The sequence below is a fragment of the Agromyces sp. NPDC056965 genome, from assembly GCF_042673425.1.
Classification (GTDB): Bacteria; Actinomycetota; Actinomycetes; order Actinomycetales; family Microbacteriaceae; genus Agromyces.
This window is the reverse complement of sequence record NZ_JBHURI010000003.1, coordinates 82,218-96,960: the sequence shown is the minus strand read 5'-3', so window position 1 is coordinate 96,960 and position 14,743 is coordinate 82,218. Positions and strand designations below refer to the sequence as shown.

Annotated in this window: 17 protein-coding genes; 6 read left to right on the top strand and 11 right to left on the bottom strand. The window is 68.2% G+C overall.

What is annotated here, in order from left to right; translation table 11 throughout:
• Positions 1–113: 113 nt before the first annotated feature.
• Entirely contained in the window at positions 114–425 is a 312-nt protein-coding gene (locus ACFTQE_RS01810; RefSeq protein ID WP_376923458.1) for a hypothetical protein, read from the top strand.
• A gap of 27 nt (positions 426–452) precedes the next feature.
• Here the strand turns inward: ACFTQE_RS01810 and ACFTQE_RS01805 are convergent, their stop codons facing one another.
• Genes ACFTQE_RS01805 through ACFTQE_RS01785 form a run of 5 tightly spaced genes read right to left on the bottom strand, consistent with a single transcriptional unit; the run spans position 453 to position 5,572 of the window.
• On the bottom strand, positions 453–1,343 hold the full coding sequence (locus ACFTQE_RS01805) for a methyltransferase domain-containing protein (protein WP_376923457.1): 891 nt from the start codon (positions 1,341–1,343) through the stop codon (positions 453–455).
• 32 nt (positions 1,344–1,375) lie between these two features.
• Positions 1,376–2,983: a cytochrome bc complex cytochrome b subunit gene (locus ACFTQE_RS01800; RefSeq protein ID WP_376923456.1), complete on the bottom strand. Its 1,608-nt coding sequence runs from the start codon at positions 2,981–2,983 to the stop codon at positions 1,376–1,378.
• Positions 2,980–4,056, bottom strand: a complete 1,077-nt coding sequence (locus ACFTQE_RS01795) for a Rieske 2Fe-2S domain-containing protein (RefSeq protein ID WP_376923455.1) — start codon at positions 4,054–4,056, stop codon at positions 2,980–2,982. Before ACFTQE_RS01795 ends, ACFTQE_RS01800 begins: the two co-directional genes overlap by 4 nt.
• A 39-nt stretch (positions 4,057–4,095) precedes the next feature.
• The gene (locus ACFTQE_RS01790; protein WP_375832862.1) at positions 4,096–4,890 is read right to left on the bottom strand and encodes a c-type cytochrome; all 795 of its coding nucleotides are present in this window, start codon (positions 4,888–4,890) and stop codon (positions 4,096–4,098) included.
• Between the two features lie 49 nt (positions 4,891–4,939).
• On the bottom strand, positions 4,940–5,572 hold the full coding sequence (locus ACFTQE_RS01785; protein WP_376923454.1) for a heme-copper oxidase subunit III: 633 nt from the start codon (positions 5,570–5,572) through the stop codon (positions 4,940–4,942).
• A gap of 135 nt (positions 5,573–5,707) precedes the next feature.
• Between ACFTQE_RS01785 and trpD the strand changes: the two genes are divergently transcribed.
• Positions 5,708–6,760, top strand: a complete 1,053-nt coding sequence (trpD, locus tag ACFTQE_RS01780) for an anthranilate phosphoribosyltransferase (protein WP_376923453.1) — start codon at positions 5,708–5,710, stop codon at positions 6,758–6,760.
• Positions 6,761–6,831: 71 nt separating this feature from the next.
• On the opposite strand, the gene glpK is transcribed toward trpD, so the two are convergent.
• The gene (gene glpK, locus ACFTQE_RS01775; RefSeq protein WP_376923452.1) at positions 6,832–8,346 is read right to left on the bottom strand and encodes a glycerol kinase GlpK; all 1,515 of its coding nucleotides are present in this window, start codon (positions 8,344–8,346) and stop codon (positions 6,832–6,834) included.
• 92 nt (positions 8,347–8,438) lie between these two features.
• Positions 8,439–9,215, bottom strand: a complete 777-nt coding sequence (locus ACFTQE_RS01770) for an MIP/aquaporin family protein (protein WP_375832870.1) — start codon at positions 9,213–9,215, stop codon at positions 8,439–8,441.
• Positions 9,216–9,432: 217 nt separating this feature from the next.
• On the opposite strand from ACFTQE_RS01770, the gene dhaK reads away from it, so the two are divergent.
• The 3 genes from dhaK to dhaM are packed head-to-tail and all read left to right on the top strand — an operon-like array spanning position 9,433 to position 11,836.
• On the top strand, positions 9,433–10,434 hold the full coding sequence (dhaK, locus tag ACFTQE_RS01765; protein WP_376923451.1) for a dihydroxyacetone kinase subunit DhaK: 1,002 nt from the start codon (positions 9,433–9,435) through the stop codon (positions 10,432–10,434).
• Positions 10,435–10,458: 24 nt separating this feature from the next.
• A complete protein-coding gene (gene dhaL, locus ACFTQE_RS01760) occupies positions 10,459–11,106 on the top strand; it encodes a dihydroxyacetone kinase subunit DhaL (protein WP_376923450.1) in 648 nt (215 codons plus the stop codon).
• A 1-nt stretch (position 11,107) separates the two neighbouring features.
• Positions 11,108–11,836 carry a dihydroxyacetone kinase phosphoryl donor subunit DhaM gene (gene dhaM, locus ACFTQE_RS01755; protein WP_376923449.1) on the top strand — a complete coding sequence of 243 codons (729 nt, stop codon included), beginning with the start codon at positions 11,108–11,110 and terminating at the stop codon, positions 11,834–11,836.
• A 10-nt stretch (positions 11,837–11,846) separates the two neighbouring features.
• On the opposite strand, the gene ACFTQE_RS01750 is transcribed toward dhaM, so the two are convergent.
• Positions 11,847–12,611 carry an SDR family NAD(P)-dependent oxidoreductase gene (locus tag ACFTQE_RS01750; RefSeq protein ID WP_376923448.1) on the bottom strand — a complete coding sequence of 255 codons (765 nt, stop codon included), beginning with the start codon at positions 12,609–12,611 and terminating at the stop codon, positions 11,847–11,849.
• 100 nt (positions 12,612–12,711) lie between these two features.
• Between ACFTQE_RS01750 and ACFTQE_RS01745 the strand changes: the two genes are divergently transcribed.
• Complete coding sequence (locus ACFTQE_RS01745) at positions 12,712–13,044, top strand: hypothetical protein (protein WP_375832880.1); 333 nt, start codon at positions 12,712–12,714, stop codon at positions 13,042–13,044.
• A gap of 18 nt (positions 13,045–13,062) precedes the next feature.
• On the opposite strand, the gene ACFTQE_RS01740 is transcribed toward ACFTQE_RS01745, so the two are convergent.
• From ACFTQE_RS01740 to ACFTQE_RS01730, 3 genes are all read right to left on the bottom strand, one after another.
• A complete protein-coding gene (locus tag ACFTQE_RS01740) occupies positions 13,063–13,704 on the bottom strand; it encodes an NAD(P)-dependent oxidoreductase (RefSeq protein WP_376923447.1) in 642 nt (213 codons plus the stop codon).
• Positions 13,705–13,763: 59 nt separating this feature from the next.
• On the bottom strand, positions 13,764–14,342 hold the full coding sequence (locus ACFTQE_RS01735) for a TetR/AcrR family transcriptional regulator (protein WP_376923446.1): 579 nt from the start codon (positions 14,340–14,342) through the stop codon (positions 13,764–13,766).
• A 96-nt stretch (positions 14,343–14,438) separates the two neighbouring features.
• Entirely contained in the window at positions 14,439–14,732 is a 294-nt protein-coding gene (locus ACFTQE_RS01730) for a DUF4287 domain-containing protein (protein WP_376923445.1), read from the bottom strand.
• Between the last annotated feature and the right edge of the window lie 11 nt (positions 14,733–14,743).

Sequence of the window (14,743 nt, the reverse complement as noted above, 5' to 3'; positions counted from 1 at the left end):
GTACAGCCCCGAGTAGCGATCGTTCGGACGCCCGGAAGGTCGCTCAGCTCCATTGACGCCGCGTCGAACAGGAGGGAGGGTCCGCTTCACGCGCGGACCGAAAGAGGCACTCGATGACGAAGCGACACGTGGCTGTGGTTGCCGCGCTGAGCGCGATGCTGAACGACCACTTTATGGACTACGCGACGCTCGCCGAAGCCGACTTCACCGGCGACCGGGAACGCTGCTACTTCGGTGAGTTCCAGAGGGTCGACGAGCGGTGGCAGTTCCTGCACAAGGACGAATCGCTCGCCAATCGCGCCAACCAGGCGTGTCTGGCCGCCGCCGGAGTGACGCCGAAGACGACGACCGAAGACGTCTGGGCGCAGATCCTCGAAGCAGGGCTCGACCCGACGAAGTGCGCGCGGGAGTACAGCCCCGAGTAGCGATCGTTCGGACGCCCGGAAGGTCGCTCAGGGTGCCGACGAGTCCCGCTCGAATGCGACGACGTCGACGGAGACGGTCACGGCGAGGTCGCCTCGGGGCGTCTCGCCATCGCTGCGATGGTGAGCGGCCGGACCCATGTCGACCAGGAGCTCTCGCATTCGCTCGTCCGTCGTGAGTTGGTACTCGACCCTCGTCGCCCGCAGTGCGCGGAAACCCGCGCCACCGAACTGCTCGGTGACGAGATCGGCCTTCCCCTCGGGGATGTCGAGTGCAGCGCCGAGTCGCCGCAGCTCGATGAAGTGCGCCGACGTCGGGACGACGACGAGCAGGAGTCCTCGCGGCCGCACGATCCGTGCGAACTCGGGTGGGTTCCGGGGCGCGAAGACGTTGAGGGCGACGTCGGCGCTGGCGTCGCGGATCGGGAGCGGCCGCCAGAGATCGAGCACGACGCCGGTCGCGCCGGGTACGGCGCGCATGGCCATGCGGACGGCGGCGGGGGAGCGATCGGCGAGCAGCACGGAGGCATCCGGCGTCGCGCGCTCGAGCGCCCCTGCGTAGTATCCCGTGCCGCACCCGAGGTCGACGATGCGCGTTGCAGTCGCCGAGATGAGCGCCCCATCATCGGATTCGGCGTCGCCCGCGCTCGTGGAGGTGGCTCGCCGCGCGTCGCGCACCGCCGCAACGAGCGCGTCGGCGATCGGCGCATAGGCGCCGGAGTCGAGGAGTCCGGCGCGAGCCTCGAGCATCTGACGGTCGTCGCCGATCGTGCGCGGGGCACGCGGCGGCAGGAGCGTCACGCTCAGATGCCTGGCCAGGTCGAACCGGTGGCCGAGTTCGCATCCCAGCACTCGATCGGCGACGGGTTCGAGGTCGTGAAAGCAGTTCGGGCACCGCAGCCACGTCGAATCGATCGACATGGCGCGGTGCCCGAATCCGTCTGACGGGATCGTCAGTGGTGGGTGTCGTGGCCGGACTCGAGCTCGCCCTTCGTGACCGGCGCGATGCGGTCTTCGAAGAACCAGCGGGAGAACCCGGCGCGGAGACGCTGCCCGAACGTGATCTTGCCACGTGCGTTCGGACGGATCATGAGCGGCTGGTAGCTCTCGAAGCTGACGAGCTTCCAGCGGTCGTACTCGTCGAGGGGCTGGTGCACCTCGATGAACTCGCCGCCCGGCAGCTTCACGATGCGTCCGGACTCGTAGCCGTGCAGCACGATCTCGCGGTCCTTCTTCTGCAGCGCGATGCAGACGCGCTTCGCGATGAAGTAGGCGATGAACGGGCCGATGATGACGACCGCCTGGAGCGCGTGGATCACGCCCTCCATCGTGAGCGAGAAGTGCGTCGCGAGGATGTCGGAGCTCGCAGCCGCCCAGAGGCCGGCGTAGAACGTGACACCGGCTGCACCGATCGCCGTGCGGGTCGGCGCATTGCGCGGACGGTCGGCGATGTGGTGCTCGCGCTTGTCGCCCTTGACCCAGGCCTCGATGAACGGGTAGATCAGCACGGTCACGATGAAGATGCCGATCACGATCAGCGGCACGAGGATGTTGAACGACCACGTGCGGTCGAGCCAGACGAACTCCCAGCCCGGCGGGATCAGTCGCAGGGCGCCGTCGGCGAAGCCGATGTACCAGTCGGGCTGGGTACCGGCCGAGACGGGGGAGGGGTCGTACGGGCCGTAGTTCCAGATCGGGTTGATCGTGAACATCGAGGCGATGAGCGCGAGCACACCGAACACGATGAAGAAGAACCCGCCGGCCTTGGCGGCGTAGATCGGGAGGATGGGCGGGCCGACCGCGTTCTGCTGCGTCTTGCCCGGGCCGGCGTACTGCGTGTGCTTGTGCACGACGACGAACACCAGGTGGAGCGCGACGAGAGCGACGACGAGCGCCGGCAGCAGCAGGATGTGCAGCGTGTAGAGACGACCGACGATCTGGGTGCCGGGGAACTCGCCGCCGAAGAGCAGGAACGAGGTCCACGTGCCGATCAGGGGGATGCCCTTGACCATGCCGTCGATGATGCGGAGGCCGTTGCCCGAGAGCAGGTCGTCGGGGAGCGAGTAGCCGGTGAAGCCCTCTGCCATCGCGAGGATGAAGAGGATGAAGCCGATCACCCAGTTCAGCTCACGCGGCTTGCGGAACGCACCCGTGAAGAAGATGCGCAGCATGTGCAGGCCGATGGCCGCCACGAAGAGCAGGGCCGCCCAGTGGTGCATCTGGCGCACGAAGAGGCCGCCGCGGATGTCGAACGAGATGTCGAGCGTCGACGCCATGGCGACCGACATCTCGACGCCCTTGAGGGGCACGTACGAACCGTCGTAGTGCACCTCGACCATGGAGGCCTGGAAGAAGAACGTCAGGAAGGTGCCCGAGATGAGCACGACGACGAAGCTGAAGAGCGCGACCTCGCCGAGGAGGAACGACCAGTGGTCGGGGAACGCCTTGCGGCCGAGCTCCTTGACGAATCCCGCGATGCTCGTGCGCTCGTTGACGTACACGGACGCAGCTGACGTGAACGACCGCTTCTGCGGCGCGGTTGCGGACGGTGCGGTGGTCAATTGCGCTCCCAGAAGCTCGGGCCGACGGGTTCGGTGAAGTCGTGCTGCGCGACGAGGTAGCCCTCGTCGTCAACGGCGATCGCAAGTTGGGGCAGGGGGCGAGCCGCCGGGCCGAAGATGACCTCGCAGGCGTTCGCGACGTCGAACTGCGACTGGTGGCACGGGCACAGCAGGTGGTGCGTGTGCTGCTCGTACAGGGCGACGGGGCATCCGACGTGCGTGCAGATCTTGGAGTACGCGACGATGCCCTCGTAGGCCCAGTTCTCGCGACCGGGCGCGTGGTTCAGATCGCCCGGCTCGAGGCGCATGAGCAGCACAGCGGCCTTGGCCTTCTCTTCGAGCTTGCCGTGCTCGAGGTCCTGGAGGCCCTCGGGGATGACGTGGAAGGCGCTGCCGATGGTGACGTCGGCGGCCTTGATCGGCACGCCCGACGGGTCGAGCGCGAGGCGCGTGCCCTTCTTCCACATCGTGTGGCTGAGCAGCTCGACGGGAATCTGGTCTTGAGGAGCGAAGCCGCGGAACAGCACGACGGCCGGGAGCGGGAAGACGAGCAGCGCACCGATGAGGCTGTTGCGGATCGCGGCGCGGCGGGTGAAGCCCGACTCGCGGTCCGCGTCGGCGAACACCTTGACGGCTGCCGCCTGCGTCTCGGGGGAGCCGCCGATGGGGTGGCGCTCGTCGACGAGTTCGACGTCGGCCATGATCGCCTTGCCCCAGTGCACCACGCCGAAGCCGATGGCGAGCAGGGCGAGCGTTGCGCCGAGACCGAAGAACATGTTGTTCAGACGGACCGCGCCCACGTCGTTGGACTCGATCGGGAACAGCATGTACGCAGCGATCGCCCAGACGCTTCCGAGGATCGACAGGTAGAACAGCGTGTAGACGGTGCGCTGGGCACGCTTCTCTCGCTTGGGGTTCTCGTCGGTGACCCGGGGCCGGTGCGGCGGGAAGCCGGGGTTCTCGAACGAGTCTGCGGTGATGACCGCGGTACCCGGCGAGACGGCAGTGTCGTGCGCGGCGTGCGACGAGTCGGCAGCGGCGAGCTCTGCGCCGCTGTGGTCGTCCTGTGCCATGGTTCTCCTTCTTCAGCTACTTCTGTGCCGGGGCGTGCGCTAGTTGGACTTCGCCGTGATCCACACGGTGATCGCGACGATCGCGCCGAGACCGAAGATCCAGATGAACAGGCCCTCTGCGACCGGCCCGAGGGAGCCGAGTTCGATGCCGCCGGGCGAGCGGTTGTCCTGCAGGTACTTGAGGTACGTGATGACGTCGCGCTTGTCTTCGGGCGAGATGTTGAGGTCGTTGAAGACCGGCATGTTCTGCGGGCCGGTGACCATGGCCTCGTAGATGTGCACGCCCGAGACGTCGGTCAGCGGGGGAGCGAACTTGCCTTCGGTGAGCGCGCCACCGGCGCCGGCCACGTTGTGGCACATCGCGCAGTTGATGCGGAAGAGCTCTGCGCCGTTGGCCGCGTCTCCGCCGCCGTTGACGAGGTGGTCGCTGGGGATGTCGGGGCCGGGGCCGAGCGAGGCGACGTAGTAGGCCAGCTGCTGGATCTGCTCGTCGGTGAACTGCACGGGCTTCTGCTGCGCCTGGGGGCCCTGCATCTGCATCGGCATGCGGCCGGTGCCGACCTGGAAGTCGACCGCTGCTGCGCCGACGCCGATGAGGCTGGGGCCCTCGCCGGTGCCCTGGGCGGAGAGCCCGTGGCACGTGGCGCAGTTGGCCTGGAAGAGCTTCTTGCCCTCTTCGATGGTCTGCTGCGAGCTCGGGTCCACTTCGGCCTGCGCGATGGTGCCGCTGCTCAACGCGGCGTATGCACCACCTGTGAAGACGAGGCCGAGCGCGAGGAGCGCGACGGTGGCGAGCGGGTGCCGGCGTCCGGTGCGTCGCTTCTGGCGAGTCATGGGTATCTTCCTGTTCACGGTCATGCTGTGGTGACGCTCCTGATGCGACTTACTTGAGGACGTAGATGACGAAGAACAGTCCGATCCAGACCACGTCGACGAAGTGCCAGTAGTACGAGATGGCGATCGCGCTGGTCGCCTCGCGGTGACCGAAGTTCTTGACCGCGAAGACGCGACCGATGACGAACAGGAACGCGATCAGGCCACCGGTCACGTGCAGGGCGTGGAAGCCCGTCGTGAGGTAGAAGGCGGAGCCGTACGCGTTCGAGTCGAGGGCGATGCCCTCGGAGACCAGCGTCGCGTACTCCCAGACCTGACCCGCGACGAAGACGCCGCCCATGGCGTAGGTGAGGAAGAACCACTCCACCACGCCCCACTGGGTCGGCTTCCATCCGGTCGCGTACGGCTGCAGGCGCTCCGCGGCGAAGACGCCGAACTGGCACGTGACCGACGACAACACCAGGATCAGGGTGTTCACCGCCGCGAACGGCACGTTCAGCCTGCCGGCCTCGAAGGTCCACAGCTCGGGTGATGTCGACCGCAGCGTGAAGTAGATCGCGAAGAGTCCCGCGAAGAACATGACCTCGCTGCCGAGCCAGACGATCGTTCCCACCGCTACGGTGTTGGGTCGTTTGATCAGGGGCGCGCTCGCCTGATAAGTGATTGAGGTGCTCGTCACCATCCCATTATGGCTGAAACGAGGCCTGAGTTTTCGTCATCCCGGGGAGTCGTGTCGCTCCCGTCGGGTAAGGCAAACCTAAGTTGCGCTGTGCGAAGGCCGCGAATCCGCCGTGAATCCCGCAGATAGGATCGACGCATGCCCGCAGGACAGAACTGGCCAGACATCTTGAATTCCCTTCTCGAAGGGTCCGATCTCAGTGTTTCGGATGCCGCGTGGTGCATGGAGCAGGTCATGACGGGCGCGATCAGCGAGGCCCAGCTGGCCGGATTCCTCATCGCATTGCGGGTGAAGGGCGAGACGGTCGACGAGATCGTCGGCTTCCGCGACGCGATCCTCGACCACGCCGTGGCCCTTCCGGTCGACCCGATGGCGCTCGACATCGTGGGCACCGGCGGTGACCGCTTCGGCACGGTCAACGTCTCGACGATGGCATCGATCGTCGCCGCGGCATCCGGTGTGCCGGTGATCAAGCACGGCAATCGCGCCGCAAGCTCGTCGTCGGGCTCCTCCGATGTGCTCGCCGCGCTCGGACTCGACCTCGAGCTTCCCGCCGAGCGCGTCGCCGACGTGCTCGGGAAGGTCGGCATCACCTTCGCCTATGCGGCGGCGTTCCACCCCGGCTTCCGTCATGCCGGGCGGGTTCGCGCCGAGCTCGGGGTGCCGACCGTCTTCAACTTCCTCGGTCCGCTCGTGAACCCTGCTCGCCCCGAGGCATCCGCTGTTGGCGTCGCCCAGCTCGACCGGGTGCCGCTCATCGTCGGCGTCTTCCAGACCCGAGGTGCGACCGCGCTGGTGTTCCGCGGCGACGACGGCCTCGACGAACTCACGACGACCGGCCACAGCCATGTCTGGGAGGTGTCGCTCGGCACCGTCAAGGAGCACGACCTCGACCCGCGCGATCTCGGCATCGCCCGCGCCACGATCGATCAGCTCGCCGGCGGCGACGCCCAGCACAACGCGGGCGTCGTGCACGACGTGCTCGCCGGCGCCCGCGGCCCCGTGCGCGACATCGTCGTGCTGAACGCCGCAGCCGGTCTCGTCTCCTTCGAGCTGGCGAAGGATCCGAGCCAGTTCCAGCGCGCCATCCTCGACCGCTTCACGGAGAAGATCGCCGCCGCCGAGGCCGCGATCGACAGCGGTGCGGCCGCTCGCAAGCTCGAGGAGTGGATCGCGGCGACCCGATCCTGATCAGGCGCGTGTCGGCCTGACCACGCACGGGATGCGGCGGTGGAACCGGCTCGGTCCCACCGCCGCATCCGTCACTTCACGTCGTCGTCGACCCAGTCGAAGGTCTTGGTGACGGCCTTCTTCCAGAGCCGGATCTGACGGTCGCGCTCGGCCGGATCCATCGCGGGCTCCCAGCGCGAGTCCTCCTGCCAGTTGGCGCGCAGCTCGTCGAGGCTCGACCAGAAGCCGACCGCGAGGCCGGCGGCGTAGGCCGCGCCGAGCGCGGTGGTCTCCGCGACGACGGGACGCACGACCGGCACCCCGAGGATGTCGGCCTGGAACTGCATGAGGGTGTTGTTGGCGATCATGCCGCCGTCGACCTTCAGCTCGGTCAGGTCGACGCCCGAGTCGGCGTTCACCGCGTCGAGCACCTCTCGCGTCTGGAATGCCGTCGCCTCGAGCGCTGCGCGGGCGATGTGGCCCTTGTTCACGAATCTCGTGAGGCCGACGAGCGCGCCGCGGGCGTCGGGACGCCAGTACGGTGCGAACAGGCCCGAGAACGCGGGCACGAAGTACGCACCGCCGTTGTCCTCCACCGTCTTCGCGAGGGCCTCCACCTCGGGCGCGCTCGAGAACAGGCCGAGGTTGTCGCGGAGCCACTGGATGAGTGAACCGGTGACCGCGATCGAGCCTTCGAGCGCGTAATGAGGAGCGGCGTCGCCGAGCTTGTACCCGAGCGTGGTGAGCAGCCCGTTCTTCGAGTGGACGATCTCCTCGCCCGTGTTGAAGATCAGGAAGTTGCCGGTGCCGTAGGTGTTCTTCGACTCACCGGCGTCGAACGCCGCCTGGCCGAAGGTCGCGGCCTGCTGGTCGCCGAGGATGCCGGCGACCGGCACCTCTCGCAGCAGGCTCGAGGTGTGCGCGTGGCCGTAGACCTCGGAGGAGGACTTGATCTCGGGGAGCATCGACTTCGGCACGCCGAACGCGGCGAGGATGTCGTCGTCCCAGGCGAGGGTCTCGAGGTCCATGAACATCGTGCGCGAGGCGTTCGTGACGTCGGTCGCGTGCACGCCGCCGTCGACGCCGCCCGTGAGGTTCCACAGCACCCAGGTGTCGGTCGTGCCGAACAGCAGGTCGCCGGCCTCGGCCTTCTCGCGTGCACCGGGCACGTTCTCGAGGATCCAGACGATCTTCGTGCCCGAGAAGTAGGTCGCCAGCGGCAGGCCGACCTGCTGCTTGAACCGCTCCACGCCGCCGTCGGCCGCGAGCCGGTCGACGATCGGCTGTGTGCGCGTGTCCTGCCAGACGATCGCGTTGTAGACGGGGCGGCCGGTGGTCTTGTCCCAGACCACCGCGGTCTCGCGCTGGTTCGTGATGCCCACGGCGGCGATGTCGTGCCGGGTCAGGTTGGCCTTGCCGAGGGCCTGGCCGATCACCTCGCGCGTGTTGTCCCAGATCTGGGTGGCGTTGTGCTCGACCCAGCCGGCCTGCGGGAAGATCTGCTCGTGCTCGAGCTGCCCGGTCGAGATGATCGATCCGGCCTTGTCGAAGATGATCGCGCGCGACGAGGTCGTGCCCTGGTCGATCGCGAGGATGTAGTCGGCCATTCGGTTTCTCTCTCAATCTGATCAGCCGGTCGAGACCGGCGTTCGTTCCGCGGATGAAGCAGGGCCGGTCCGACGGACCGGCCCCGCCCTCATCAGGTGATGATGGGCAGCAGCGGGATCGCCAGCCACCCGGCGAGCAGGCCGCCGATGATCGGGCCGATCACGGGCACCCACGAGTACGACCAGTCGCTGCCGCCCTTGCCGTGGATCGGCAGGATGGCGTGCGCGATGCGCGGGCCGAGGTCACGGGCCGGGTTGATCGCGTAGCCGGTCGGGCCACCGAGCGAGACGCCGATGCCGATCACGAGCAGCGCGACGGGCAGCGCACCGAGCGCCGCGAGTCCGCCGTCGCCCTGACGTCCGCCGCCGAAGCCGATCACGACGAACACCAGCACGAAGGTGCCGATGATCTCGGTCACGAGGTTCCAGGCGTAGTTGCGGATGCCGGGGCCCGTCGAGAAGACACCGAGCTTCGAGGCCGCCTGGGGCTCCTCATCGAAGTGCTGCTTGTAGGCGAGCCAGACGAACACGGCGCCGATGATCGCTCCGATCAGCTGGGCGCCGATGTATGCGCTCACCGACAGGAAGTCGACCGGAACCGTGATGCCGAGTGCCGCGTTGCCGAACTCGGTCGCACCGTTGGCGACGAGACCGAGTGTGACGGCCGGGTTGATGTGCGCGCCCGACGCGTACGCGACGATGACACCGGCGAAGACCGCGAGGCCCCAGCCGATCGTCACCATGAGGAATCCGCCGTTGAAGCCCTTCGTCTTGGCGAGGGCCACGTTGGCCACGACACCACAGCCGAGGAGCACGAGCATCGCGGTACCGACGAGCTCGCTGAGGAACAACACTCCGAGATTGTCCACGTTGACCATCCATCCTTTTCGCTAGCCCGAGGGCTTCGCCCAGGGGCGGAACACAGCCCACGATACTCAGCCCTGCTGCGGCGGGGAATGGGGGCGCGCGAGATTTCGCGCTGCCCCTTACGGTCGAGAGCTCGTCGGGCGTAGGTTGGCGGGGGAATGCTGCGTCGACGTCGCTGCACGGCTGCACGGCGCCCGGCAGTTGAGGGAAGGGGATGTCGTGAAGAAGATCATCAACGATCCCAAGCGGGTCGTCGACGAGTCGGTCGCCGGTTTCGGCCTCGCCCACGCCGATCTCGTGCGCGTCGAGTTCGATCCGATCCATGTCGTGCGAGCCGATGCGCCGGTCGCGGGCAAGGTCGGCATCGTGAGCGGCGGCGGCAGCGGGCATGAACCGCTGCACGCGGGGTACGTCGGCTTCGGCATGCTCGACGCCGCCGTGCCGGGTGCGGTGTTCACCTCGCCGACGCCCGATCCGATCCTCGCCGCCACGAAGGCGGTCGACGGCGGGGCGGGCGTGCTCCACATCGTGAAGAACTACACGGGCGACGTGCTGAACTTCGAGACGGCCGCCGACCTGGCCGCCGCCGACGGCATCGAGGTGCGATCGGTCGTCACCAACGACGACGTCGCCGTCAAGGACTCGCTGTACACCGCTGGCCGACGCGGCGTCGCCGGAACCGTGCTCGTGGAGAAGATCGCCGGCGCAGCTGCCGAGCGTCGGGATTCGCTCGACGAGGTCGTCGCGATCGCGGAGCGGGTGAACGCCGGTGCGCGCTCGATGGGGCTCGCCCTGACGCCGTGCATCGTGCCGCATGCGGGCGAACCGAGCTTCACCCTCGCCGAAGACGAGATCGAGATCGGCATCGGCATCCACGGCGAGCCGGGGCGCGAACGTGTCAAGCTCGAACCCGCCGATCGCCTCGTCGACCGGTTGCTCGAGCCGATCCTCGACGACCTCCCGTACGAACGCGGTGAGCGCACCCTGCTCTTCGTCAACGGCATGGGCGGCACGCCGCAGGTCGAGCTGTACGTCGCCTACCGTCGGGCGGTGGAGGTGCTCGAGGAGCGGGGCATCGAGATCGCGCGATCGCTCGTGGGCAACTACATCACCGCACTCGAGATGCAGGGGATGTCGATCACGTTGCTGAAGCTCGATGACGAGATGATCGAATTGTGGGATGCCCCGGTGCAGACGGCTGCACTGCGGTGGGGTCGCTAGAAGAGGATCGAAGGGGGAATCTCGGTGGGATTGGACATCACCTGGGCAGTGGACTGGGTCAGACGAAGCGCGCAGGTGATCTCGGATCACCGAGTCGAGTTGATCACGCTCGATCGCGAGATCGGCGACGGCGATCACGGCGAGAACATGGACCGGGGCTTTCAGGCGGTGCTGCCGAAGCTCGACGACCTCGCCGCCGGCTCGACGCCCGGTGATGTGCTGAAGCTCGTCGCGACGACGCTCATCTCGACGGTCGGCGGTGCGGCCGGCCCGCTCTACGGCACCGCCTACCTGAAGGCCGCCGCGGCGGCCGGCAGCGCGGTGTCGCTCGACGGGCCGGCGATCGCCGCCATCCTCACTGCTGCTCGCGACGGTGTGGTCGCCCGCGGCAAGGCGGAGTCCGGCGACAAGACGATGATCGACGCGTGGACACCCGCCGTCGAGGCAGCGGATGCCGCGGCTGAGGCGGGCGTCGATGCGGCGGGCGTCTTCGCGGCGGCGGCCGATGCCGCAGAAGCCGGCGCCGTCGCCACCGAGCCGCTCGTGGCGCGGAAGGGCCGCGCGAGCTATCTCGGCGAACGATCTGCCGGACACCGGGACCCCGGGGCCGAGTCGAGTGCGCTGCTGCTTCGAGCGGCCGCGGATGCGGCGGCGGCATCAGCAGGTGCCTGAGATGGGCACTCCGGAGAAGGTGGGCGTGCTCTTCGTCTCGCACTCGGCGGCGATCGCCTCGGGGCTCGTCGACTTGGCGCGCCAGATGGCGCCGACCGCTGCGCTCGTCGCTGCGGGCGGCACCGACGACGGCCGCATCGGCACGAGCTTCGACCTCGTGACGGCCGGCATCGCCGAGGCCGACTCGGGGGCCGGCGTGGTCGTGCTGTGCGATCTCGGATCTGCGATCCTCACGGCCGAGACGGCCCTCGACTTCCTCGACGACGAGGTGCGCGAGCGCGTGCGCATCGTCGATGCGCCGCTCGTCGAGGGCGGGGTCGCAGCGGCGGTCGCCGCCGAGGCCGGAGATCCGCTCGACGTCGTGGTGGCCGCCGCCGAATCGGCGCGCGGGCCGGCGACCGCGGCGAACGAGGGCGAGAGCCCCAGCGCGAGTCGCACCACGTCGGATGCCGCGACCGTCGCCCCCGCCACATCCGGCTACACCCGGAGCATCCGTCTGGTGAACTCCGACGGGCTGCACGCACGACCGGCGGCCGAGCTCGTGAAGCTCGCGAGCACGTTCCCGCAGAAGGTCACCGTGAACGGCACCGACGCCAAGAGCCTGCTCGGCATCATGTCGCTCGGCCTCACGAAGGGCGCACAGGTCGACATCACGACGAGGGACCTGAGCGGCCGCGAAGCAGTGGACGCGTTGGCGGCACTCGCGGAATCGGGCTTCGGCGAAGCCTGAACGCCTCTCGTCAGTTGCCGCCGGCGACGCGGATGTCGGCGCCAGTCGTGTACGAGGCATCCGCCGAGAAGAGGTACGCGACCGCACCCGCGATCTCGTGCGGCTCGCCTGCACGACGCATCGGGATGTTCGGCGCGCGCTCTTCGGGGGCGTTCGGTCGGCCGGCCGCCGCGTGGATCTCGGTGTACGTCGTGCCGGGGGAGACCGTGTTGACGCGCACGCCGACGGGGCCGAACTCCTTCGAAGCGCCCGTGGTGAGCGCGTTCAGCGCCGCCTTGCTCATGGCGTAGGGGATGTACGTGTTCGGCGAACCGCTGCGGGCCGCCCCCGAGGAGATGTTCACGACGCTGCCGCCGGCCCCGCCTCGATCGGTGGCCATGTGGGCGATCGCGGCCCGCGTGAGCACGATGGGTGCGAGCACGTTCACGCGGAAGAGCTCGTCGCTCTCTTCGATGGACGCATCGAGGAAGCCACCGATGAGCCCCGTGATGCCGGCGTTGTTGACGAGGCCGGTGACCCGCCCGAACTCGGCGAGCGCCGCGGGAACGACGGCGGCCGCCGCCTCGAGGTCGGCGAGATCGACCTGCAGCAGCAGCACTCGGGCGCCGGATGCCGCGCAGCGACGTGCGATCGCATCGGCCTCGTCGCGTCGCTCACGATAGGTGAGCACGAGGTCGTGGCCGTCGACGGCGAGACGTTCGGCGATCGCCGCGCCGATGCCGCGGCTCGCACCGGTGATGATCGTGACCTGGCGTGTGTCTGGGGCATCCGTCATGTGCCAAGCCTATTCGCGGGCGGTGTCGTGCGGAGGCCGGGTACCCGGCGTACGGGAGTGCAGTGGCGGCGCGGTGCGCAGCAGGCGTACCATCAGGCGCATGATGGCACGTGACGACGCGAGCCGTGATGACGGCAACGCATTCACCCACTTCTTCGACAAGGTCGATCGGGTGCTGGAACCCGTGTTCAGCAACCCGCCGGCTCCAACGGACGAGGCGCCGCTCGAGCCGACCGACGGCAAGGCATGTCCGATCTGCGGGCATCCCATGTTCGAGCACTTCATCGATCACTCGACGGCCAACACGGTGCTGGTCTGCCCCACCGACGTGCGGTTGCCCGAGCACGAGGTCGGTGGGCCCTACAACGAGCTCGGCATGCCTGCGACGGGTCGGCGGCTCGAGAAGTACGCCGAACGCCACGCGAACGAGTGACGGCGCATCGGCAGGCGCTCAGATGCCGCGGTAGCCGTCGTTCGTGGTGATCAGGAGTCGCTGACCGACGCGTGCCTCATCCTCGGCGGTGCGCACGAGGGCCTCGGCGACGTCGATGTACGGGAGGGTCGGCAGGCCGGGGACGCTCTCGACCCGTTCGAGCGGAACGACGGCTGCGCCGACCGACGGGCCGGCCTTCAGGTTGACGGGGTAGACGACCGTGCAGTCGAGGTCGAGCGTCGGGAGCACCGCGGCCTCGGCCAGTTCCTTGTCGACGAAGAGCTTCTTGACCACCGTCGCGTAGATGAGGCGTGCGAAGCCGGATGCCTTCTGCCTGGTGTCGCCGACGCCGAAGGCCGAGACGAGCACGAATCGTCGAACGCCGGCCTGCGAGACCGCAGCGGTGATCGCGGGGAGCGTCTTCCGGGCGAAACCCGCCTCGGTCGATCCGACGGCGGAGATCACGGCGTCAGCGCCGGCGAACGCGGCGGCCATGACCGGCACGTCGGTGATGGACCCGCCCACGATGGTCAGTCCGGGCCTGGCCGCGAGCACTTCGGGGCGACGCGCGTATGCGACGACCTCGTGGCCGGCCTTCAGTGCCTGGTCGACGGTCTCGCTCCCGACATGGCCGGTGGCGCCGAGGATGACGAGTTTCATGGTGGAGTCCTTCGTGGTTCGGGTGGGCGGGGGTCGGGGCGGTGCGCGGACTCGGCCGATCAGGTGGGCGTGTCGGAGACGGCGGCACGCAATGCAGCGCGGCAGATGGACAGCACATCGTCCCTGGTGACCTCGGGCCGCGCCGCCGATTCATTGGCGGCTTCGACGACGAACGTGAGCCATGCCGCCACTGCGATGCGGTTGCGGGGGGAGTCGGGAACGCCGAGTGCGCCGATGATGCGGTCGATCTGCACGAGGTGCGCGTCGGCGACCGGATGGTCGTGCTTCGGCGCTGACGCCACGGACGCGTAGAACCTCCGCAGTTCCCCGCCGGTCGATGAGAAGTAGTCGAAGTAGGCACCGAGTGCGCGATCGAGGTTCTGTTCGGGGGAGAGCGACGGGTCGAGGGCGGTCAGCTCGAGGAGCACGCCGACCTCACGCGCGACGACGGCGTCGTAGAGACCGTCTTTGCCGCCGAAGTAGTGGTGCACGAGGGCACGAGTCACCCCGGCCTCGGCGGCGATCGCCTGCATCGACATCGAGTCGTACGTCGAGTGCGACAGATAGCGGGTCGCGACATCGAGGATCTGATCGCGACGTTGCTCTGGAGAGAGTCGCGCCGGTTGATTATTTGACACAGGTACAACAGTATCGGTTATGAGACGGTCGTCAAACAATGGGCCCGTTCGCGTCGATCACCGTCGATCACCGACCGTGGATGCGGCTGTCGCGCCTCACCACGGCCGGGTGCTCTTCCCGTCGAGCCAGAGTCGGCCGATGCTGACCGGCGGTTCGGGCGTCCACTCGGCGTTCCTGATGTCGACGGTCTCGCGGTGCTTGATGACCTGGGCGATCGCCATCGCGTGACCGTGCCCGAGCCCGTAGTCGTTCTTCAACCACGCGACGACCTCGCCGGTCTTGGTGCCGACGGCTCCGAGTCCCCGCTCATCGGCGAGTTCGATGAACCGGCGAGGTGTGAGTCCGGTCGAGGTCTCGACGTTGTCGAGGTATGACTGCCCTTGGGACATGGTCGTGCTCC